The organism is Longibacter sp., assembly GCF_051155795.1.
Classification (GTDB): Bacteria; Bacteroidota; Rhodothermia; order Rhodothermales; family Salinibacteraceae; genus Longibacter.
Genome location: NZ_DAXETW010000007.1, coordinates 1 through 22,832, shown reverse-complemented (window position 1 = coordinate 22,832; position 22,832 = coordinate 1). Strand labels below are relative to the sequence as shown.

The window sequence follows — 22,832 nt, the reverse complement described above, 5'->3', positions numbered from 1 at the left end:
ATTACACCGCCGGCGAGAGGGGTCGCGCACGTAGAGCCCGCCGCCAGCGGTTCCCATATCCTGCCCGTCTTCCGATTGTTGCCAACCATTGACGAGGGTGGAGCCATGTCCGATGACCCGACGCCAGGAGGAAGCGAGCGCCAGCCCGATCCGGCCTCGCCCGACGTTTCAAAACCAAGGCCCGAGGCCGTCCCGACAATAGCTTACGGCACGGCGGCCTTCGCGGACGCGGTCAACCAGCTACCATCCGTCTCGTCCGGGCACGGGGAGCACGGTATCATGATCGTGTTTCATGATGGAGACCGGCCCAGCCGCCAGCAGGCGCTGGCGCATCTCACCGAGCACGCCACGCCGACGGTTCATCAGTTTCAGGTGCCCATGCTTCTGGGAGAACGGCGCATTCACACGCAGAATGCGCTGCGCAAGGCCTTTGACCATGCCGCCGAAGAAGACGCGGTGCTTTACTTTGAAAACGTGGACGCGCTGTTTGCCCACGTGCATTCCGAAGGCCCGGACATCGACGGCGAGGCCGAGCCGACGACGGTCGAGTACTTTCTGGACCGGGTCGATGCGTACTATGGCCTCGTGATTCTCTGCGTCGATCATCCGGACCATGAGACGAGGATTCGGCGGTACACGCCCCCGGACCTCGTCGTCACCTTCGGCGACGAGGCGTGAGCGACGCGAGCCGTCGATCGATGGCCTCCTGCAACCCTCACGGTCTCTGATACGTAGTGCGGTCGAACCGACGACACATCCCGCGATGCTGATGGACGCGGAGAGGTCCCTTCCTTCTTTCCCTCACATATCGACTCGACTCGATGCGTAGCAAAGGAACGATTGTTCTCGTCATCCTCGGTCTCCTGCTTCTGGTGGGCGGCTGCGGCGGCGTGAGTTCGTATAACAGCATGGTGCAGCAGCAGGAATCAGTGCGCCAGGCCTGGGCCAACGTGGAGTCCAATTACCAGCGGCGGGCCGACCTTATCCCGAACCTCGTCAACACCGTGCAGGGCGCGGCCGACTTCGAGCAGGAGACGCTGACGGAGGTCACGGAGGCGCGTGCTCGGGCGACGTCGGTCCAGATCGACGCCGAGGATCTCGACAACCCGGAAAAAATCCGGCAGTATCAGCAGGCGCAGGGCGAACTCGGGCAGGCGCTGGGCCGGCTCTTGATGGTGTCGGAAAACTACCCGACGCTCCGGGCGACCGAGCAATTCCAGACCCTGCAGGCGCAGCTCGAGGGGACGGAAAACCGCATCAACGTGGCACGCCGGGACTACAATGCGGCGGTGTCGACCTATAACACGGAGATCCGCTCCTTCCCGACGAACATCATCGCAGGAATCACCGGATTCCAGCCGCGTCAGCCGTTTGAGGCCGAGTCCGGCGCGGAGGACGCACCGACGGTCGACTTCAATTAGGGTTGCGTTCGTGCCGTCGCCCCGGCAGGTTGCGGGTCGGCCTCTGCCGGCCCCGCAGGCTCTGCTGTTCGTTCATATCGTGCTCCCCGCCCCGCCTCACCGTGCTTCGCCTTCTTCGTACCACCGGCCTGTTGCTGCTCCTGGTCTGGCTTCTCCAGCCCGCGACCGGGTTCGGGCAGCGGTTCGATATTCCGGCGCGTCCCTCCGGCCCCGTGCTGGACCGCGCGGGACTGCTCTCGGACACCGAAGAGCGGCAGCTGTCCCAGAAACTCCGCACCTACGAGTCGGAGACGTCCACGGCCATTGTCGTCATAGCCCTCCCAACCCTGGACGGAGCACCCATCGCCGACTACGCCGTGGAACTGGGGCGTGAGTGGGGTGTCGGGCAGGGAGGAAAAGACAACGGAGCCGTGATCCTGATTTCGCGGGACGAGCGGCAGATGTTCATTGCGACCGGATACGGGCTGGAGGGCAGCATCCCGGACGCCGTTGCGTCCGACCTCGTCCGTAACGTTATGCGCCCCGCTTTTCGGAAAGGCAACTTCTACGAGGGGATCGACCGGACGACCAGCTCCCTGATGCTTGCCGCCCGGGGCGAATACACCGCTTCGGAGAGGCCCGCGCGGGAGACAGGGGATGACGACGGCTCCGGTGCGCTCTTTTTTGTCCTGCTCATCATCCTTTACTTCGTGTTCACCTCCGGACGAGGCGATTCCGACGACCGTGACGGCCGGAGGCGTCGCCGCGGCGACGTGTTTATCTGGGGATCTCCCGGCGGCTTTGGCGGAGGCGGAGGAGGCGGCTTCGGCGGCGGAGGATTCGGTGGCTTCGGCGGCGGGAGCTTCGGCGGCGGCGGGGCCGGCGGTTCGTGGTGAAACGGACGCCGACCCTGCGAGCCCGCGATCCCCGTCCGATGGCGCAGCGGCGCCCTCGTGCGTGAGCGTGTCGAAACGTTCCGTGTACGGGACGCGATGATCGGAACGGACGATCCCGCGTGCGCTTTTCCTTCTACCGCTCCCGTTCCGCTCACCGACCGGTCCCGCCATGCCCGATCGTCTCGACCAGCTTCTGGACTTCTACGAGGAAGACCCGGACGACAACTTCGTGCGCTTTGCGCTCGCCCAGGAATACCTGAAGCGCGACCAGCCGGAAAAAGCCTTGGCTCTGTTCGAGGAGCTCGTGGATACGGACCCGGATTACGTCGGCACGTACTACCATCTCGGGAAGCTCTACGAGCAGCTCGGCCGCACGCCCGACGCGATCGAGACGTACGATCAGGGAATTGAGGTCGCCCGGGATCAGCGTGACACCAAGAACCTGTCCGAGCTCCAGGATGCCAAGCTGAAGGCGGAAGGCGTCGGCTTCGATTCATAACCCGGATCGGAGAAGCCGGCCCATCTGAAGGGGACGAGGACGAACCACTGCTTTCCGCCGGGCGCCGCAATTTCACGGACGCTGATACGAACGACGTTCATGCCGCCGTCTGCTATCATACGACGTTGCGTTTTGCTCGCCACGGGTGCTATGTTCGCGCTGCTGGTCGGGACTGCCGGGCCCGTTCAGGCTCAGGAACCGCAGGCGGAGTCGCCGACCTACACCGTTCAGGAGGGCGACACGCTGTTCGGGATCGCGCGACGGTTTGGCACGTCCGTCCGGGCGTTGCGGGAATGGAATGATCTGGACGGCTCCGGCATTCAGATCGGACAAACGCTCCGGGTGCGTCCTCCGTCGCCGGCGAGGTTCACGGGGGACGACACGCCCGCCCCGCAGGAAAGCGGGCAGGAGCCCTCGAGTCGACCGCCGGACACGACGGCTGCTGCTGTCGACTCCGACGGGGACCCCGGTGGCAGGGCGGCAGACTCCACATCTGCTTCCGGACGGACGACGGCGAAGTCGGGCGATACGCTCATCGACATCGCTCTCCGGTTCGGTACCACGGCCGACACCCTCTACGCCATGAACGACAGCCTCCGGGCGCCGCTGGAGCCGGGACGGACGGTCTTTCTTCCCTCGCGATTCGGCGCGCCCTCTCACACCGTTCAGCCGGGCGAGACGCTGTACAGCATCGCAGGGTCGTACGGAGTGAGCGTTCGGGCGCTGCAGACGGAAAACGACCTGGACGGGGCGACGATTCAGCCCGGGCAGCAACTGGTCATTCCCGGTCGCGCGGCCCGGGGCAACGCCGAGCCACCGGCCCCCGACACTGCCGGCGCCGTAGCCGTTTATCCGAATGCGTTTTCCGGTCGCCTCACCGCAAGCGGCGAGACCTACGATCCGGAGGCGTTCGTTGGAAGTCATCCCACGCTCCCGTACGGATCCGTGGTCCTGTTGTCGCACCCCGGTGCCCGACGGCACAGTTTCGTCCGCATCATCGATCGCGGACCGGTAGAGGACGACGTCGTCATGGACGTATCCCGTGCCGTCGCCGCACGACTCGGGCTCGATGAGAAGGATCGAACGAGCCTTCAGTTTCGTATCGTCTGGGTTGAGACCGGCCGGTAGTGAAGGGGTTGTCAGGGGGCGGCGGGTAACATCGCTCGTCTCTTCCTCGTCCGTCTCCTTCCATCCCCCGCTTCCTCCTTTACGCGCTGCTTCCTCCGTGCCTTCTTCGTCCTCAGCCGCTGATCGGACGCTTCGGTCCGCCTACTGGGCTGCGACGCGTACCGGTACCTACGGCTTTCTGAGCACGCTCCCGCTGCTTGTCGCCTACGAGGTGATGATTGCCGTGGCGAATTACGGGTCGGGGCGCCCGGTGCGGATCGGTGCGGACGTGTGGATGAAGCAGATCGTCGCTCTCTTCGGCGGGCCGGCGCCGTGGGTGCTTGCCGGTGTCGTCGTCGCCATCGGCATTGGCATTCTGGTGTATGAACGCGGATCCAACATCCCGCTACGGGCCCGGTACTTTGCCGGTATTATCGCGGAAAGCGCCGTGTACGCCCTTCTCGTGGCCGGACTCGTCGGGCAGATGGTCGCCGCCGTCTTTGCCGCCTGGCCGAGCCCGCAGATGGCGCACGATCTGTGGACGCAGCTGGCCCTCTCCATCGGGGCTGGTCTGTATGAGGAGCTCGTGTTTCGCGTGTTGCTCGTCGGTGGGCTGTTTCTGCTGTTTCGCTGGATGTTTTCCGGAGAAACGACGGCTTACGTTGCCGCGGCCGTCATCGGTGCCGGCATCTTCAGCTTCGTCCACTACGTCGGGGCGCTCGGCGACCCCTTCGCGCTGGACTCCTTCACGTTTCGCTTCCTCTTCGGCCTTGCGCTCAACGTTCTCTTTCTGCTCCGAGGCTTCGGCGTGGCCGCATGGACGCATGCGCTTTACGACATTTACTTCACGCTGGGCGTCTTCGGGTAACGGGCGGCTGTCAGATCGGCAGATGCCCGCCGCGCGGCACGGGTGTTGTCCCTCGATACCATGAAGTGGAGTACGACTCGTGGCTGCGAACTCGACAGGGTTCATCGCCCGGCCCACACTGACTCTGAGAAACCGTCTACCTTCTGTGAACACCTTCCGCACCACCGCCCTGATGGCGGTCATGATCGTGCTCTTCGCCCTGGTCGGCCGCGCTCTGGCCGGACCGGGTGGCATGATGATCGCCCTCATCTTCGCTGTTCTCATGAATGGCGTCAGCTACTGGTTCAGTTCGTCGATCGTGCTCAAGATGCACGGCGCCGAACCCATTGAACGGAGCGATGCCCCGGAGCTGTACGACATGGTCGACCGGCTGCGGCGAAATGCCGGCCTGCCCATGCCGAAGGTAGCGATCGTTCCGTCCGACCAGCCCAATGCGTTCGCCACCGGCCGCAACCCGGACCATGCCGTCGTAGCCGTGACGCGCGGCCTCATGCGCACCCTGGACCACGACGAACTCGCCGGGGTGATCGCCCACGAGCTGGCGCACGTCGAAAACCGGGACATTCTCACGTCGACTGTCGCCGCCACCCTTGCGGCTGGCGTCACGCTCCTCGCGCGATTCGGGATCTTCTTCGATCGCGGGGACCGAAACGGAATGATCACATCCCTTCTGATGCTGATCCTCGCCCCGCTCGCCGCCATGCTGATCCAGGCCGCGATCTCGCGCTCGCGCGAGTTTGCTGCCGACCGCGACGGCGCACGGATTGCCGGCTCCCCGCACGGACTGGCCAGCGCTCTTCGCAAGATCGACCGCGCAGCCTCCCACCAGCCGATGAGCAATGCCAGCGAGTCGACCTCCCACATGTTCATCATCAACCCCTTCTCCGGCGGCTTGTCCGGGCTCAAATCGCTGTTCTCTACGCACCCGCCAACGGAAGAGCGCGTCGAGCAGCTGGAGTCGATGGCGTAGCGCAGACGACCGTGCGCCTTACGGTTTGATGCGCCAGAAACACTGCGAGAGTGGGCGCGAGGAGTTCACCGGGGCGGGGCGGGCGCGCGTCCTTTCGGGCACGGGAAAATCTCTGCTGTGCGGTCCCCCTTCGCAGCGGCCCCGTCTGCCATCGCCCACGTTTCCTCCGGTGCCATGCGTCTCCCCGCGCTTTTGATCGCCACGGCCCTGGTCTTTCTCGGCGTGCTCGGGTTTAACGGGTGCACGCGCACGTCCTCGTCGCCGGAGGACCAGCAGGCTCGGGATCAGGAACGACAGATCACGCAGTTGCAGGACTGGAATCAGCGCCTCCTCGTTGCGGGGCGGCAGAAGGACGATCGGCTCCGCTCCATGACGCGCCTCGTATATAAGATGATCGACGACGTGGCCGGTGTTTCGACCCGGCAGGGGCTGGTCCGCGGCATTCGCGTGGATCAGCCGGTCTACCTGCAGTCGGAGTTTCCCCGCACGGAGCGCTCCATTCGGGCCGCAGAACGGCAATTCCTGATGTACCTGTCCGTCCTCGAGTCGACACTGCAGGAAGGGGAGCAGAAGGCGGAGCGCCTGCGACACCAGAATGAGGAAGAGGCACCACCGCCGGATCTGACCGGGGTTGTAGCGTCGCTGCGCGAAGAACTCACCGAAGCCGAGGCGCACGCCGAACGGTGGACTGCCGTGGTGGACTCGCTCTCATACGTAGCGGATTCACTCCGTCATCATCAGGCGGACGTGGAGAAGGAGAAGCGGACGCTGTTCTCGACGGTTTCGTCCCTGCAACGGGCGTACGTGCTGGCAGAGTCGGCCGCGACCCTCGAGGCAAAGGGAGTGATCGACCAGCGCTTCCTGCGCACGTCGTCGCTTCGCTCCATTCAGCCCGACCTGTTTGACGAGGTCACGATCGAAACGACGGTCGTGTCTTTCGGGGGAAGGGCGGCCACCATGCTCTCGACGCACCGGCACGCCCCGGACCTCTACACGATTGAGTCGGGCCGACTCCTTATCCACGATCCCGATGCGTTCTGGGCCCTGTCCCGATACGTCGTGCTGGAGGTGGATGCCTGACGCGAGTATGCGCGACGAACACGTGCCGGCGACCTTGCCCGTGCTTTCCTTCGAGGGCGGTAACCGGGCGTCAGTAGCTCGCCGTCAGGGAAAGCGTGGGCAACCGACCGGGGAGGGTTCGCGGTCGCATGTCGTAGCCGAACGTCGCCGGGAGGAGGCTGCGGTCGATGATATTGCGACGGTTGAGGACGTTCGAGACCTGCAGCAGGGCTCCGAGCTCCACGTTTCCAAAGGTCCGGTTGTAGCCGAGTCCCGCGTCGATATTCAGGAACGCGGGCAGGCGATCGGTGGAGGGGCGATTGAAGTTCGGCGTCGACGGGCGCTCGATGAAGCTGGCCACCCGGTTGTAGCCGACGGTCGTCCGGGCGGGGCGCGGTCCCGTCAGGTAGTCGTAGTAGGCCTTTCGGAATCCCCAGGCACGCCCCCAGATGCCCGTCCAGCTTGTCTGGAGGGAGAACCCGGCGCCGACGTCCACCTCGGCCTGCGCGTCCACGCGATGAGGCTCATTCCAGGGCGTCGGGACGCGGCGTTCGTCGAACCGGTTCGGAAACGTCCGCTCCGATCGACTGATGTGGTAGGAGACCGAGGCCTCGACGTCTTCCGATTCGTAGGCGACCCGGAGGCCGGCGCCCACAGCACGGCCGTTGCTCGACGAGATGAACCGGCTCTGGTCCGGTGTACCGGTCCCGTAGACGGCGATGCCGGACCGGAGGGCGGGATAGTCGATCGCGAGGAGGTGCGGTTGGAATTTCGCGTACGTCTCCAGGTTCACGCGCCAACCGGGCGCCGGCGTCCAGAGCCCGTCGGCGGAGAGGTGGTAGGCACGTGGGGGCGCGAGCGAGTGGTCGGTTGGCAGCCACACGCTTGCCGTCGGGACAACCGCCGAGGCTCCGTCACGGCTGATGTCGAACTGGCTGGTAAACTGCCGGTAGATGCCGCCGGCGAGCCGAACGGAATAGCCGCCAATCGGTGTGTCCGGGGCGTCGTAGCGGATGGCGAGTCGCGGCTCGGTGTAGACCGTCTGCCGGGAGGTGACGTAGGTGAGCCGGGTACCGGCCTCCAGGAACGTAGAGGTGTTCAATGCCCACTCGGCATTGGCCGCCAGAATGGCGCGCGTCGCCTCGAGGTCGTGCCGGAGGGTCGGGATAAAGGCGTTGCTGACGCGAAACTGGCTGCGAAGATACTCGACGCCCGCCTCCACGTCGATGCGGCGGTGGGCTGAGAGCCCGATGTCCAGCCGCGTTTTGGCTCCGAATTCCGCGATCCGGTTCCGGTCGTCCGGGCGCCAGAGCCCGGTGAGACCATAGGAGCCTGGGCCGCCGTCGACCGTGTCCTGCACCTCCAGCTCGCCGACGCGATACCGCGACCGCGCGTCGTAGTGGCTGCCGTACGCTTGCACGGACCCGATCGTCCGGTCTCCAATCAGCCACTCGAGCCGGGCCTGGCCGACGGTGTTATTCCAGTGATACCGGTCGTACGACGGCGCAGGTGCGGTCTGGGTGGTGCCATCGCTTGTTGGGCTCGTGCTCGTCGGGTTGTTCGGTGCCGAGGGTTCGCTGCCGACATCCGTCAGGAGGCTGGCGCCGATCGTGCTTCGCCCGTGGTACCCTGAGACGAACAGGTAGCGATACGGCGTGATCTCAACGCGCGCTGCGGCGTGCCAGTCCGAGAACTGAGCCGTCGGCTGGTGGCTGTAGCTGCTACCCGAGGCCGCCGTGCTCAGGAAGGACGCGTCGCTGGAGGGGAGCGCCGGGTAGGCCCATGCGCGCGCCAGAAGCGGGTCCAGGGACGACCAGTCCCGGATCATCTCGTGAAGCGCCGGATCCTGGTACACCTGCCACATCCCGATCCGCGCTGTCCCCATCGCGGTGACGGGGCGGCCGTAGATCGTGGTCGTCCCCTGAGCGCGTGCGTTCGTGCTCACCGGGTCCGCGCTCATGCTGACCCAGCGGGTATCCCGCCGCGTGAGGTCGTGCTCCAGCTCCACCACGCCGGACAGAAAGCTGCCTTCCATGGCCCCGTACCCGGCCTTGTGCGTGGTCAGCCGCCCGAGTGCCAGCGGGCTGAAGGCGCTGATCAGGCGACCCACGCTCACGGGGTTGCGGACCGGTGCGCCGTCCAGCACCATCTCGTGCTCGCCCGAGGCGCCGCCCTGGATGTGGAGGTCGGCGAGAGGGCTCTGCGTGGCCACGCCCATCAGGGTCCCTGCGGTCCGCGCGATGTCGCCGGTCCCGGTCCCGGCGGACGGCTGCTCCAGGTCGCCCGCTTTTGCCTCCTCGCGTCCCAGCGAGGAGGACGGCAGACGCGGCTGGAGGCCATCCACGATCACCGGCTCTGTCAGCAGCGGGCGGGGCGTGAGCTCGATCCGGCGCTTTGTCTTTTCGCCCGGTTCGACATCGACGCGTACGACGGCCATTTCATACCCGACGTACGACACCATCACCTCATGCGGGCCTTCGACAAGATCCGACAGGTGGAAGAGCCCCGATGGGTTCGTGGACGTCCCGGTCGAGGCGTCCGCGAGGATCACGTTGGCGTCGGGCAGGGGCTCGCCCGTGCTTTCGTCGACCACGACCCCGGCGATTTGCCCGTACCGCGGCTGCTGACGGGCCGAGCCGACGACGACGTAGGTGCCATTGGACGTGAGGACGTAGTCGAGACCCGTGCCGTCCAGGATGCAGCGTAGAAGCTCCCGCGGGGGCGCAGACCGGCGGGTGCAGAAAGACCGTTGGCCTCGAACCAGGTCCGTATCGTATGCGATCGAGGCCCGGGTGACGGCCGCAAACCGTTCGAGAGCGCGCGGGAGGGAGACGCCGCGCAGGGCAATGCTGTAGAGCGAATCCGTATCGGCGGCGGCGAGCGGCGGCGCGGTGTCCGACGTGTCCTGCGCCATAGCTGATCCGGCCGGTCGGACCAGGAGCCCGAGCACGGCGGCGACGAGAAGCCACGGAATGGAGGACCGAAAAGCCATCGGGACCAGTGTACGCCGAATGCGTCGGATACGGGGCGAGCGATGGAGGGGGCAGACGTCGGGCCGATGCAGATGTGCGGGCCTGGCCCTGCGGCCGCGGCGAGAAGGCGGAGTACCCGTTCGTGTTCAGAACCTGTGAACCCGCTAAAATCGAAACAGATCCCTCGGTATGCTCCCCGTCGCCGTTTACCGGTTGACCGGATCGTCCGCGTAAATTTCGTACCCGTCGCTGATCGGCCGGTACGAGAGGCCGCGCGCTGTGCATAGATCGTGGATGATCGTTTCCGGGCGTACCTCGCCGCTGTAGTAGAGCGACAACGAGCCTCCGAGCGCACGCGCCGATGGCGCAAGACGCACCTGCAGGTCGTAGCGACGCTCCAGTTCGTTGACGATCGCTGCGAGCGGCAGGTCTGTCACGGCGAAGCCGGCATGGCGCCAGGCGAGCACGCGGGAGACGTCGACGGTCGACGGCGGTTCGACGTCCCGCGTTACGCGACTGCGCTGCCCCGGGCCATCTAGCACCACGCTGACTGCGCTGGCCTCGCTGTCGCGGGTTGCATCACCCGGGTTCGGCACGGACTCGACCCGGACGCTTCCGGAGGCGACGACGACTTCCGTAGCCCCGCCGCTGTCGGAGCGGCCGCGCACGTTGAATTCGGTCCCCAGCACTTCCACGCGTGTATTGAACGTCCGGACCTCGAACGGGCGGTCGCCGTGCGTCACGGAGAAGTACGCTTCCCCATCCAGTTCGACGGATCGCCGTGCGGCCTGAAGACCCGGAAGGAACGCAAAGCCGCGCTGATATCTCAGCGTCGTGCCGCTGTTCAGCTCGACGGTCGACCCGTCCGGCAGCTGAGCGGAGATCTGCTGACCGGAGGCCGAGCGCACCGTCACGGGTTGCTGCCACCAGACGGTTAGTCCGATTGCCAGGAGGACAATCGCCAGCGCCACGCTTCCGAACAGGATCCGCCGGCGCGGGCGCGTTCCCGATCTCGGACCCCGGGCCGAGCGGTCGCGACGGCCCCGCGTGACCGGCGGTGCATCCGAGAGGTCGTCGCCGAACGCACGCTGACGGACGGTTTCCCACGCGGCGTCCACGCCGTCCTCACGCTCCTCGGATGCCGGCGGATCAGCGACGACTCCGAGAAGACGCCAGACGGACGCGAGCGACCCGCGGTCCGCTTCGTCCTTCAGATGCTCCTTCAGGTGTTCGGGAAAAGGCAAGCGATTGCGGCTCATGCGTCTAACAAACTGGGTTCATACGTACGGATCCGTTCACGAAGCGAGCGGAGGGCGCGCACGATGTGATTGTTCACGGTGCGCGGGGAGATTTCCATCACTTCGGCGACATCCTCGTGACTGAGCCCCTCGAAGCGGCTGAGCTTGAGGGCCTCGCGCTGTCGGTTGGGAAGCTCGTCGATCCAGGCCTCCAGGTGTCGTTCCAGATCCCGAGCGTCCATGGCGTCGTCAGGGGAAGGCGGCCGGGACAGGTTGCCGACCGGTTCGGTCTGCACGTCTTCCTGCTTGTCCGACCGAGTGCGCCGGTTTCGGTGCAAATTATACGCGCGATTGCGCACCGATCGGTAGAGGTACGCCTCCAGCGACTGCGACGGGTCGAGCCTGGAGCGCGACTCCCACAGTCGGACGAAGACGTCCTGTACGATGTCGGCCGCGCTCGCCCGGCTTTTCGTGATCGAACACGCATAGCGAACCAGCGGCTCGTACATCTCACGAAAAACCTGCTCGTACGCAGACCGGTCGGACTCCGTCAGGCGCCGGCACCACTCATCGAAAGAAACGTCGTTCATGGATGAAGGACGGGCGACGGCGACGGACACGGGAAGAGCGGACGAGTTCGAGGCAGTGTCATCGTGGGTACACGCAGCGCCTGGGCGATGACTACACGTTGGGTCCGTGCGGGGATGGGCTACGAGACAGCTTCCTCGACGCAGTCCGCGTGGGTTCTGCGAAAGGTGCCGGGCGTCGTTCCCGTTATCTCACGAAAGGTACGCGTAAAGTGCGGCTGGTCGTAAAATCCGGCGTCCAGCGCGACGGCGGCAAGAGGACGATCCGTCGAGACGAGAAGATCCTTTGCCCGTTCGATACGGGAGGTGAGCACGTACTGCCACGGTGTTGTGTCCCGGACCGACCGGAACGAGCGTCCCAGCGTCGACACGCTCACGTTCGCCGCGTCTGCCAGGCACTGCAGATCCAGGTTCGGATCCGCGAGGTGCTCGTCGAGGAACGTCTCTGCACGCCCTACCACCACGTCCGGTGCGACCGCCCGGCCCGCAATGGGGAGGCGGGTACGACGAACGCCCCCGTGAACGGTCCGGCGCTTCGACCGCCGACCCGAATAAAGGTCGGGGGCAGACGTCCGAATTGCCGGTTTCGTGTTGGCTCGAAACGATGCCGGATACAAGATAACAGCCATGGCCGGAAGGATTGATGAGCATCGGGCGGTGGACCGGGACCGGCCATCTACGCCGGTTCTACACGTCCGGTGGACCGCTCCCGTTCCTGCATCGAAGATCGCTGTACGGCGAAGTCGAACGATTGCAGGATGTCGTCAGGCGCACGAGATTGGACACCGGATTGGGCGAAATCAGGGCGTGGGGACCGCGCAAAGCGATTGAATCTTTAGACGACAGGCGAGGTTCACGGCAAGCGTCCCTTTTTGCCGTCGAATTGCTCAGCCCATGTCTACATCGGATGCCGTTCATGTGGAAACCCAGGGGTCGGTGTATACCGTCATTCTCGACCGTCCCGACCGGCGCAACGCGATTGATCCCCGGACCGCCGGCGACCTTGCAGACGCCTTCCGCGCGTTCGAAGCAGACGACGGCGCGTCGGTAGCCGTCCTCTACGGTGACGGCGGCCATTTCTGCGCGGGGGCGGACCTGAAGGCGCTCGCCGACGGCGATGTGCACACAGTCGACCCCGACCCTGCGACGGACGGCCCGCTCGGCTGCACGCGCATGAAATTGTCGAAGCCCGTGATCGCTGCCGTAGAAGGCTACGCCGTGGCCGGGGGGCTGGAGCTGGCGTGCTGGTGTGACCTTCGCATCGTGGCGGAGGATGCTATTTTCGGTGTCTTCTGCCGCCGGGTTGGCGTTCCGCTGGTGGACGGCGGGACGCAGCGGCTCCCAAAGATCGTCGGCCTGGGGCGCGCGCTCGATCTGATTCTGACCGGCCGTCAGGTGTCTGCGAGCGAGGCCCACGCGATGGGACTGGCGACACGCGTCGTCCCGTCCGGCAGCGCACGTGACGAGGCGGAATCGCTCGCGCTGTCCCTGGCGTCGATGCCGCAGGCGTGTATGCGGTCGGACCGGCGGGCCGTGTACGAGGGACTGGGATTGTCGGAACGTGCTGGACTGGCCCGGGAGGCGGAGTTGGGCCGTCAGGTACTGGATTCAGGCGAGCCGCTTGAGGGCGCCGAACGATTTGCCCGGCGACGCCGCGCCGCCCGGGAAGCGGGCGCCTCCGAGGAGCAGGACTGAGATCGTACCTCAAGGGGGCGCGACGCTCAGGTCTGGGGCCGGACCCGGCTCGTCGGTGTGGCAGAGTATGGGTCCTCGGGCCAGTAGTGTTTGGGGTAGCGTCCGCGCATGTCCTTCGCAACCTCGTGGTACGTGTGATCCCAGAAATTTTCCAGGTCCTGCGTGATCTGAACGGGTCGCTGGGCGGGAGAGAGCAGGTGTACAGTCAGCGGGACCCGTCCGCCGGCGATGCGTGGTGTCTGCGTCTGGCCGAACATTTCCTGGAGGCGAACGGCGAGGACAGGTGCATCCGGATCCGAGTAGTCGATCGGCCGTCGGGATCCGCTCGGGACCGTGACATGCGTCGGCGCAAGCTCGTCGAGCTCGTTGCGCTGGTCCCACGTCAGTAGCTCGTTCAGCAGCTGCGTGACGTGCAGGCCGTTCAGCTCGTCGGCTCGTCGCATGCCGTAGACGTGCGGTTTCAGCCAGTCGTCCAGGCGGTCCATGAGCGCCTCGTCGCTCACGTCCGGCCATTCCCCGCCGAGATGGTGGTGCAGAAAGGAGATCCGTTCCTGAAGCTGCCGGGCGTTTTTGGTCCACTTGAGGAGGTCGAGGCCGTGCTCCCGAACGCCGTCGAGCATGGCGTCGGCCATGGCCTCCGCGTCGGGGTGTTCGACCGGCCCATCCTTTAAAATAATGGCGCCGAGGCGCGTCTGCTCGCGGGCTCGAACACGCCGGGCCCCGGCATCCCAGGCGATGTGGGTGTCGGTTTCCATGTGGCCGGGAAAGTAGGATGTGAGGTCGTCCTTACTGATCGGAGCGGCGAGAAAGACGCGGCTCTCGCGCCGCCGGCCGTCCACGTGCGCGGCGACGATGTAGTCGGCGTCCGACAGGAGTTGCGGCGAAGGAAGGGCCGCGGCGCGCCCGTTGCGCAGCCGGAAGCGACCGTTCGAGCCGTCCCGGTGTTCGGCGATGCGATCGGGGTAGGCAAAGGCCGTGAGCAGTCCACAGGCCTCGACGTCGCCATCGCGGTCGCGCGGCGTCCTCGTCTTGCGGCGCCAGTGGTCGGCGACTGACCGGACGTGCTCTGCGGCCCCGTACGGGACGACGTAGTTGCGGGCATGATTTGGCGTCGGCCGATCCCCGCGACGGAGGCGGCGCAGGGCTTCGAGGCGAAGGCGCAGGTCGACGTCCGGCGCGGCGCCCTGACCGCGGAAGATGTCGCGTTCGCTGAGGAGGGCGGCCAGGTCGCAGGCGACGGGTCCGTGCCCGAGGCTTTGCCCGTTTACCAGCATGTGCGCGAGCCGTGGGTGCAGCCCCAGGGCGGCCATCTCACGGCCGTGGTCCGTGATCGCTCCCTCCTCGTCGAGCGCATCGAGCCGTTGCAGCAGGTCGCGCGCCTGATCGTACGCGCCCTCCGGCGGCGGGTCGAGCCAGCGAAGGTCGGTCGGGTCCGCTGCGCCCCACATCGCCAGCTCCAGCGCTACCGGCGCCAGATCGGCATTGACGATCTCCGGCGGCGTGTGTGCCTTCAGGTGCTGATGGGCGTGCTGCGTCCAGAGCCGGTAACAGGTACCGGGGCTGAGTCGACCCGCGCGGCCGGCCCGCTGGTCCGCAGAAGCTTTTGACACCTTTACCGTATCCAGCCGCGTCATGCCGCTCTGCGGGTCGAATCGTGGGGTTCGTACCCGGCCGCTGTCGATCACCACGCGGATGCCCTCGATCGTGAGAGAGGTCTCGGCAATGTCGGTAGACAGCACCACTTTGCGCTTCCCGTCCGGGCTCGGCTCGATGGCTGCATCTTGCTTCTTCGTCGGCAAGTTGCCGAACAGGGGGCGAACCTGCACGTCGGACGGCAACCCGCGATCCTTCAGCGACGACGCCACGCGACGGATTTCGCCGGCCCCGGGAAGAAAGACGAGCAGGTCTCCATCATCCTCCCGAAGAACCTCGCTGACCGTATCGGTGACGTGCGGTTCGATGTAGTCGTCCGGCGTTTCGTCGGCGTAGTGAATGTCGACCGGGTAGCTTCGCCCCTCGCTCTCGATGAGCGGGGCGTCCAGGAGCCCAGCGATCGGCCCGGTGTCCAGTGTCGCGGACATGACGAGAAGGCGAAGGTCGGGCCGGAAGACGTCCCGCGTTTCCAGGGTGAGGGCCAGTCCCAGGTCCGCCTGCAGGTTGCGCTCGTGAAACTCGTCGAAGATGACGCAGCCGACGCCGTCAAGGCTCGGATCGTCCTGGATCATGCGGGTCAGAATTCCCTCGGTGACGACCTCGATTCGGGTCCGGCGACCGACTTTCGTGTCCATGCGCACGCGATACCCGACGGTTTGGCCGGCCCGCTCGCCGAGCGTGTGGGCCATGCGGCGGGCGGCGGCCCGGGCTGCGAGCCGGCGCGGCTCCAACATGATGATTTTGTCGCTGCCGAGCCAGTCTTCATTTAGCAGCGCGAGCGGGACTCGCGTCGTCTTACCGGCACCCGTCGGGGCCTGCAGAACGGCCTCGGGCTGACGGCGAAGGGCCTGCCGGAGGTCTGGCAGGGCCTCCTCGATGGGCAGGTCGGACGGCGGAATCTTCCGGTTGGACATGAAGGGATGGCGAGAGCGAAACGTGACAACGGACAAGGGATTTCACGCATCCTCGCGCCGGGCGGTTCGCTTCTTGGGAAAGGGAGAGCGGGGGAATGGGAGAAAGGGGGAGTGGGAGAAAGGGGGAGAGTTGAGGGGATCGTTTGTATGTCTGTACGTCTGTAGGCTCTCGGTATGTGGCCGGGTGGTTTTGACTGAGAAATTCCCGATCCCCAATTCGCAATTCCCAATTCGCAATCCACAATCCCTATCTTCGCGCTTGCCTAGTGGACGATGTTTCTGGAGCGGAGGTGACGTGCAACCGGGTGCAGGACCATGGGGCGGACGCGGTACCGGACCCCGGGTTCGACGCCGTCGAAGGCAAAGGTGCCCGGGACGCCGATCGTTTCGGCCGGTGCGATCAACTGCGCATTCCCGATGCTCTCCATCACGGTTCGTGCTTCCGCCTCGGAAATCTGAAGGACGTCGGAAAGTTCGCCGACGGTCAGGCTTGCGTGTTCGAGAAAGGCCTTCAGGGTGAAGGACTGGCGCAGCGAAAACGTCTCGAGGAAATCGAATCGAATGGGTCGGACCGGGGCGACCGACACGCCGGTTCCTTCCGCGTCCAGCTGTACGGATCGAAACCAGTGGAAGAGGGCGAGCATCACGTTCTGCCCGCAGAGCGAATGCAGCCGGTCGTAGTATTCGGCGCGGAGAATGGCCTGTCGGTCCTCGTCGGTCTCCGCGCGGGCCAAGCGTCGCGTGAGCAGCGGCTGAGCCGATTCCTCCGGGGCTTCGAACGTGAGGCCCAGCCCGCTTCGTCGGTGGCGCCGGATGATGAGTTCTTCGAGCGTCTCACGGTTGACCGGGGTGAGTGTGTGTTGCACTGCGAGGCGGCCGGCTTCCGGCTCGTGGGCTTGAAGGATCTGCCACCCGAAGCCCGACATGGTGCCGATCCAGATGACATGCGAGTCGGTAGCCGACATGAACTCGAGGACGCGGCCGAGCAGGCGGGTGCCGTGGACGGCGCGGAGGAAAAGGTGCTCAAGATGTTCGACGAAGACGACCCGGTGTCGTTGCCCGGGCGGCTGAGACCGGATGCGTGCTGCCAGGTCGTCGAGTGAGGCCGGGTCCCCGTTTCGGGTTAGACCGAGAACGCGCCCGAAGATCCGCGCCACCTCCGCTTCGTCGCGATACCGCTCGTTGAGGTCGACCGTGTAGCGGCGCGCCCGTCGGAGCGTCGTGGCCGAGAGCACGTTGAGCAGGCTCGTCATCCCGCTGCCCGGGTCGGCCGTCAGGATGAGCGCATTCGGCAGGCCGTCGTTCCACTGTTGAACGTGCTGATCCACGCGCTGGATGTCGGCGTCCCGGCCGACCAGCAGGTCCGGGTCGCGCACCGGGCGGAGGGAGAACAGCCGGCGATAGACCAGCGGCATCTCGCTGAGCTCGTCCTCGAGGCCGACGACCGCTTCGACGGTTTCGCGGACGACGGCATCATCCACTTCTCCCGTGCCGACGGCCGACTGGCCCAGTCGAACGATGCGTTCGGCGCGACGACGGCCCAACTGCAACGTGCGCTGAAGGCGGATTCGGAGCTCCCGTCCGGTGGCCTGGCTCCATTCGGTCGCGGATCGGAGGTAGGACTCCGTCAGCGCCCGGGCGCGGAGAACCTGCTCTCGTGCTTGGCCGGCGGCGCGAACCCGTTCGTGGATGCGTGCCCAGGCCGTTGTGGTGGTCGAGCGTACGGCCCGGACCACGGGCACCCCGGCGTCGGTCAGCGGGCGCTCGCCTTCGGAAAGAAGTGCCATGGCGCGGTCCAGGCCGTCCAGGGCAAGCTCGCGGGCGGCGTCCAGGTGCGTCTGGTCGAGTTCGTCGGTGCTTTCCTCCCGGCGACGTGCCACGAGCAGGTCCTGCAGTTCCTCAATGGCCGCGCCGACGTTGAACCGAACGATCCCAATCACCTCATCGGCCGTTTCCGTCGTGTCGGTGACAGTCTTCGCAATGGGAGGAAGCAACGCACGCCATGCATCGAAGAGGAGGACGGACGTCGTCTCGCCGAGGATGGTGCGCCACTGGACGGTGTGGGAAGGCGCCTCGGGCGAGATTGGGGCCTCCGGATCGGACGGTAGGGCGTGAATGACGAATGATTCCGGCTGAGCCTCGATAGCAGCTCGAACGGTGTCGATGCGTGTCTGCACGACGGCCTCTGTGTCCCGGCGCACCGTCGTCTGCCGGAGGGCGCCGGCAAGGTCGGTGTCCAGCATCTCGAGGATTTGCTCGAGAATGTCGTCAAGGGACTGGACGAGGTGACGCTCGGTGCCCGGCGGTGGGACGTCGAGCAGGGAGTCCACGTCCTCGCGAAACGCCTGCAGCCTGCGCAGCGTGTCGCGAATGATCTGCCGGGCGGGAGCGACGCCGGCATCCACGACGGCACCGGCCAGCGACTCCTGCTCGGTGTGGATCCGGTCGCGGATGTCGGACAGGTGGCATACGATGGCGAGATGGGCAGTTACCTGGCGGTACCAGTCGACCCATCGCCCGGGCACGTCGTCGGGGGGCGTGAGCAGGGGGCGATGCTCGCTCATGAACGACCCAGCGGTGAAGGCGTCCTCCTCCAGGGCGGCGTGCGCCCGGTCGGCGGCCCTCTGAAGCCGCGCTGCGCCGGTCTTGAGGCGGAGCTCTGCCGAGGACTCGAGCACGTCGAGAAGCGCCTCCTCGGCGGTTTCCATCCGGTGGAGCTGCCGGTCGATCTCCTCTTCCGGCCGGGCCTTCGCTTCGGCGTCGAGGTCGGGATGGGGTACCCGCGGCTCCGCCGCTTCGAGCGGGTCGAACGATGCTTCGGCACGCAACGACGCGTGGGCCCACTCCGTCGCGGCCCGTTCGAGGCGTGCCGTCCACCCGGCCAGCCGTTGCTCCATCTCCCGCACGATGCCTTCTTCTGCTTCCGGAAGGCGACGGTACAAGTGAAAACGGACCAGCCGGTCGATCGGTACGGCCTGATTCCGCGCTGGCGGGGAAGTGATCCATGATTGAAGGCGGCGTGTCGTCCGCGTCCACGCCTTGCGCGTCCGCCGCACGAATCCGTCGTCGGCATCTGCGGCAAAGAGGGCCTCGGGCTCGGGACGAGACACGGTATCCGGCTGCCGGGCGGCCAGGGACGAACGGTCTTCTGCCAGTCCCTGGCGCGCACTGCGAAGGACGACGCCCGTATCGACAAAGCGGAGCTTCTCCCGGAGCGGCGTGAGGACGGCCTGCACGACGGTCTCGCGATATTCCTGGACGATGTCTCCGGCGTCGGTCGGGACGGCGCCGTCTCGATCCTCGTCCCGGAGCGCGTCCAGTTGTTCTGCTCGTGCCTCCTGTGCCGCATTCAGACGCCGGGCCGTCTCCGCTGCTGTGGCCTGGACTTCCTCCAGAACCCCCGATCGGAGGGCGTCGAGCAGGTCCTGGTGCTGCGCGTCGACGGCTGTGCGGATCGATGTGAGGATCGCCTCGACGGTCTCGGGGGCGTCCGCGCCGGTGCCGGGCTCGGCGGCTTCGGAGGGAGCGGCGGATGGCCGGGGATGCGGAGACGAGGGGTCGGGCACGGCGGTACGTCGGTCAGGCGAGAGTGGCGAGAGGCGGTCGGCGCATCAGTCGGGCGATCGGTCGGGGGCTCCGTCGCCGGACCGGGCGGGGTTAGGCCCCGATGCCACGTCGATGAAGGCACGGGTGGCCGGGGTCAGCAGCCCCTCGCGGCGGAAGACCCGGCGTGCGCGCTCGGTCACGTCACTCGCCAGCAGAAACTCGAACCGCGTGTCGAGCACGTAGGCCTTGACCTTCAGGTGCAGCACGTGGCCGTCGTCGTACTCGTCCTTGACGATCACCGCGATCGGCTTCTTCAGATACGTGTAACTTGAACTCGCTGCCGCTTCGTAGGCGATCCGTTTGGCCTGGCTCTCGTCGACCCAGCCGGGGAGGTAGAGGTCGGTGACGACCTGGCAATCGAGAGCCCCGGCGTTTGCGTTCGAGACCTGGCCGTCCACGATCTGCGCATTCGGCACGGTGACGAGGTTGTCGTCCGGCGTCACGATCCGCGTGGACCGGAGTCCAATCGATACCACCTCACCATACGTGCCGCCAACGGAGATCTTGTCGCCGGCCTGGAAGGGCTGGTCGAAGATGATAACGAGGCCGCCGAAGATGTTTTTGAGGATGTCCTGCGCGGCGAAACCGACGGCGACACCGATGGCGGTGGCCGCGGCCAGCAGGTTGCGCGCGCTCACGTTAAAGACGCCCTGGAGGACCACAACGAGCGCCAGCGACCACAGCACGATACGGGCGATCGGGATGACCCGCTTGTAGAGGAGCCGTCGCTCGGCGCTCCGTTCGGCAAGCGTCTCCAGGACAAAGACGACCCCCTTGATCGTAAAGAAGGCCAGCAAGAACACGAGAATGGCGACCGCCAGCCGGAAGCCGAAGCTGCGGACGTCCTCCAGGGTTTCCCGATCGAGGGGGCCATCGGTGTCCGCTTCCGTCCCCGTGCTCTCGGCGGCGGTATCGGCGACTGCGGCCTGACTTCCGCCGGTCGTGTCTGCCGGCACGGATCCGCCACTATCGGTCCCGTCCGCACCGGCTACGACCGTGTCGATGACGGCAACGGTGACCGTGTCGGTGCGCGTCGCTTCGGCAGCGGGGTCGTCGGAGGAGAACAGGTCCGTGCACCCACTCGACAGCAGAACGACCGCGAGCACGAGGGCGACAGGGGAGAGATGAGCACGGAGCATCAGCCGTGGGTCGACAGGCGGAAGGCGGTGAGGCTGTAAGATAAACCACGAGCCGGCACAATGCGAAGTCGTGCCGGATCATGATTCATTCCGCGCTGCCGGGCGGTGGTCCGGATGCGTGCGTTACCGCAGCAGATAGAGGGCGTGTTGCGTGTAGAAGGCTCGGACCTCGAACTCCTTGAAGTACTTTGGAGGCGTGGCGTCGAGGGCGCGGAGGGTGCGGTCCTTCGACCAGTTCCCCTCGCGGAAGAACGTACTCCAGATGTCTCCCTGTCGTGCCCAGAACCCGGTACTATCGGGCAAGGCGTATTCGCGGGCGATGTCCTGGTAGCAGTGCGGGTAGGCGACGGAGAGTGCCGGTGCCGTGAGATCCCCGCAGTCCGCCACGCCCCGGCAGATCGCCTTGCGGGATGGCGCCTTTCGGGATGGCGCCTTTCGGGATGGTAGGTCTTGGCGAACCGCTTCCCCGGACAGGCGATGCTCGTACAGGGCGTCGATCAGGCTCCGGTACCCTTGCCGCGACACGTTCGGAAGTGCACCGCTGTCGAGCAGGTTGGCCTCCACCGCGTTCAGCCCGGCATAAACGTCAACCTGCAGCCCGGCATTCTCCTGGACACACTGCGGCAACTGATTCCGCCGCTGAATCTCACGCCACTCGCAGCCGCTGAAGGCGAGTGTGACGAGCAGGATGCCGAGTGCAATTGCAGGGGAGCGGCTTCGCACAGGGAGATGTTGGTAGGTATGTGTGTATGTATCTCTTCTTTAGCCGGGTGGCGAGGTCAGGAATGCAGGGGTGGGAGCTTTGTTGGGCGAAGGCATCCGGCCGAAAACGTGCGGCTACTCACCTTCCCTCGTGAGAAAAATCTCTCAGACAGAAAAGACAAGCCTCGACGCCCGCCCTCGCCGGCCTCCTCGAACTCGCTCCAACGCCCTGGGCTCGACGTCCGACACAGGCACATACACACGTTCATGCTTATCTACGCATCCACGGGCTCGACGGGCTCCAGGACCTGTAGCTCTTCGTCGGTGAAAAGGCGCGACTTGATGACGAAGCGTTTGCCGGTGGGGATTTCGAGTGAGAAGCTTGCGCCGCGGCCGTCTTTGACGTCGAGTGTGAGCTGCATGTGTTTCCAGTACTCGAACTGGTCTTTCGCCATGTAGAACGGGCAGTCGTAGATCTCGCCGAGTTTGACGTCGCTTTTTCCAAGTCGGAAGTCGCCCTGCTGGAAGCACATCGGAGAGGAGCCGTCGCAGCATCCGCCGCTCTGGTGAAACATGAGATCGCCGTGCCGCTCGCGAAGGTCGTCGATGATGGCTTTCGCATCGTCGGTAATGGTGACGCGGGGAACCGTGTATTCCATGGTCTCGGAAGCTAAAAGGAAAAGGACAGCCAGGGGCGGCCCGTGTGCAGCGCTACGCCATGCCGTTCGCGATGTCGAGCACGACGCGGCCGTTGATGTTGCCGGCGCGCATGCGGTCGAAGACCTCGTTGATGTGATCCAGCGATTCCGTGGTGTCGATATGGACGGACACATCGCCGTTGGTTGCGAAGTCGATGCTTTCCTGCAGGTCGATGCGGGTGCCGACGATGGATCCGCGGATCGTGGTGCCGTTGAGCACGGTGTCGAAGATCGGCAAGGGAAAATCGCCGGGTGGGAGGCCGTTCAGGACAAGCGTTCCTCTCCGGCGCATCGTATCCAGCGCCTGCCGGAAGGCCGGTGTAGACACGGCGGTTACAAGCGCCCCATGAACGCCACCGATCGCCTTCTTAACGGCTTGACCCGGATCTTCGTTCGCCGCGTTGACGGTGACGTCGGCCCCGAGCTCCTCCGCAAGGGTTAGCTTTTCATCGGCAATGTCGACCGCGGCAACACGCATTCCCATGGCACGGGCGTACTGAACAGCGAGATGACCGAGCCCGCCGATCCCGGAGATCAGCACCGATTGACCGGGGCGGACCTCCGTCATTTTCAGCCCCTTGTAGACCGTCACGCCCGCGCACAGGATCGGGGCCATCGACACGAAGTCCACGTCGTCGGGTAGGTGGCCGACGTAGTCCGGGTCCGCCAGCACGTATTCCGCGTAGCCACCGTCGACGCTATAGCCGGCGTTGTCCTGGCTTTCGCAGAGGGTTTCCCAACCGCCGTGACAGTGCTCACACGACCCGCAGGCGCTGTAGAGCCACGGCACGCCGACGGCATCGCCCTCCTTCACGGTGTTCACGTTGCG

At 65.8% G+C, this 22,832-nt stretch carries 19 protein-coding genes; 9 read left to right on the top strand and 10 right to left on the bottom strand.

Annotated elements, in window-relative coordinates; genetic code table 11:
- Positions 1-105 precede the first annotated feature (105 nt).
- From ACFCU0_RS01300 to ACFCU0_RS01265, 8 genes are all read left to right on the top strand, one after another.
- The gene (locus ACFCU0_RS01300; RefSeq protein ID WP_434971849.1) at positions 106-678 is read left to right on the top strand and encodes a hypothetical protein; all 573 of its coding nucleotides are present in this window, start codon (positions 106-108) and stop codon (positions 676-678) included.
- A 143-nt stretch (positions 679-821) separates the two neighbouring features.
- Positions 822-1,421 carry a LemA family protein gene (locus tag ACFCU0_RS01295; RefSeq protein WP_434971848.1) on the top strand — a complete coding sequence of 200 codons (600 nt, stop codon included), beginning with the start codon at positions 822-824 and terminating at the stop codon, positions 1,419-1,421.
- A 101-nt stretch (positions 1,422-1,522) separates the two neighbouring features.
- On the top strand, positions 1,523-2,296 hold the full coding sequence (locus ACFCU0_RS01290) for a TPM domain-containing protein (protein WP_434971847.1): 774 nt from the start codon (positions 1,523-1,525) through the stop codon (positions 2,294-2,296).
- 169 nt (positions 2,297-2,465) lie between these two features.
- Positions 2,466-2,795 carry a tetratricopeptide repeat protein gene (locus ACFCU0_RS01285; RefSeq protein WP_434971846.1) on the top strand — a complete coding sequence of 110 codons (330 nt, stop codon included), beginning with the start codon at positions 2,466-2,468 and terminating at the stop codon, positions 2,793-2,795.
- 99 nt (positions 2,796-2,894) lie between these two features.
- Entirely contained in the window at positions 2,895-3,923 is a 1,029-nt protein-coding gene (locus ACFCU0_RS01280; protein ID WP_434971845.1) for a LysM peptidoglycan-binding domain-containing protein, read from the top strand.
- 97 nt (positions 3,924-4,020) lie between these two features.
- Positions 4,021-4,770: a CPBP family glutamic-type intramembrane protease gene (locus ACFCU0_RS01275; protein ID WP_434971844.1), complete on the top strand. Its 750-nt coding sequence runs from the start codon at positions 4,021-4,023 to the stop codon at positions 4,768-4,770.
- A 145-nt stretch (positions 4,771-4,915) separates the two neighbouring features.
- A complete protein-coding gene (locus ACFCU0_RS01270; protein ID WP_434971843.1) occupies positions 4,916-5,740 on the top strand; it encodes a zinc metalloprotease HtpX in 825 nt (274 codons plus the stop codon).
- Between the two features lie 174 nt (positions 5,741-5,914).
- Positions 5,915-6,820, top strand: a complete 906-nt coding sequence (locus tag ACFCU0_RS01265; RefSeq protein ID WP_434971842.1) for a hypothetical protein — start codon at positions 5,915-5,917, stop codon at positions 6,818-6,820.
- A gap of 70 nt (positions 6,821-6,890) precedes the next feature.
- Here the strand turns inward: ACFCU0_RS01265 and ACFCU0_RS01260 are convergent, their stop codons facing one another.
- From ACFCU0_RS01260 to ACFCU0_RS01245, 4 genes are all read right to left on the bottom strand, one after another.
- Complete coding sequence (locus ACFCU0_RS01260; protein ID WP_434971841.1) at positions 6,891-9,791, bottom strand: carboxypeptidase-like regulatory domain-containing protein; 2,901 nt, start codon at positions 9,789-9,791, stop codon at positions 6,891-6,893.
- 186 nt (positions 9,792-9,977) lie between these two features.
- On the bottom strand, positions 9,978-11,015 hold the full coding sequence (locus ACFCU0_RS01255; RefSeq protein ID WP_434971840.1) for a FecR family protein: 1,038 nt from the start codon (positions 11,013-11,015) through the stop codon (positions 9,978-9,980).
- Positions 11,016-11,026: 11 nt separating this feature from the next.
- A complete protein-coding gene (locus tag ACFCU0_RS01250) occupies positions 11,027-11,599 on the bottom strand; it encodes an RNA polymerase sigma-70 factor (protein WP_434971839.1) in 573 nt (190 codons plus the stop codon).
- A 119-nt stretch (positions 11,600-11,718) separates the two neighbouring features.
- On the bottom strand, positions 11,719-12,225 hold the full coding sequence (locus ACFCU0_RS01245; RefSeq protein ID WP_434971838.1) for a helix-turn-helix transcriptional regulator: 507 nt from the start codon (positions 12,223-12,225) through the stop codon (positions 11,719-11,721).
- Positions 12,226-12,490: 265 nt separating this feature from the next.
- Between ACFCU0_RS01245 and ACFCU0_RS01240 the strand changes: the two genes are divergently transcribed.
- Positions 12,491-13,291 (top strand): crotonase/enoyl-CoA hydratase family protein, encoded by an 801-nt coding sequence (locus ACFCU0_RS01240; protein ID WP_434971837.1) that lies wholly within the window; start codon positions 12,491-12,493, stop codon positions 13,289-13,291.
- A gap of 26 nt (positions 13,292-13,317) precedes the next feature.
- On the opposite strand, the gene hrpB is transcribed toward ACFCU0_RS01240, so the two are convergent.
- From hrpB to ACFCU0_RS01210, 6 genes are all read right to left on the bottom strand, one after another.
- A complete protein-coding gene (gene hrpB / locus ACFCU0_RS01235) occupies positions 13,318-15,858 on the bottom strand; it encodes an ATP-dependent helicase HrpB (protein WP_434971836.1) in 2,541 nt (846 codons plus the stop codon).
- A gap of 263 nt (positions 15,859-16,121) precedes the next feature.
- Complete coding sequence (locus ACFCU0_RS01230; protein WP_434971835.1) at positions 16,122-19,424, bottom strand: hypothetical protein; 3,303 nt, start codon at positions 19,422-19,424, stop codon at positions 16,122-16,124.
- Between the two features lie 45 nt (positions 19,425-19,469).
- Entirely contained in the window at positions 19,470-20,603 is a 1,134-nt protein-coding gene (locus ACFCU0_RS01225) for a mechanosensitive ion channel family protein (protein ID WP_434971834.1), read from the bottom strand.
- A gap of 123 nt (positions 20,604-20,726) precedes the next feature.
- The gene (locus tag ACFCU0_RS01220; RefSeq protein WP_434971833.1) at positions 20,727-21,326 is read right to left on the bottom strand and encodes a hypothetical protein; all 600 of its coding nucleotides are present in this window, start codon (positions 21,324-21,326) and stop codon (positions 20,727-20,729) included.
- Between the two features lie 254 nt (positions 21,327-21,580).
- Positions 21,581-21,964 (bottom strand): DUF779 domain-containing protein, encoded by a 384-nt coding sequence (locus ACFCU0_RS01215; RefSeq protein WP_434971832.1) that lies wholly within the window; start codon positions 21,962-21,964, stop codon positions 21,581-21,583.
- Positions 21,965-22,016: 52 nt separating this feature from the next.
- A partial coding sequence (locus ACFCU0_RS01210) for a zinc-dependent alcohol dehydrogenase (RefSeq protein WP_434971831.1) occupies positions 22,017-22,832 on the bottom strand: 816 nt, incomplete at its 5' end.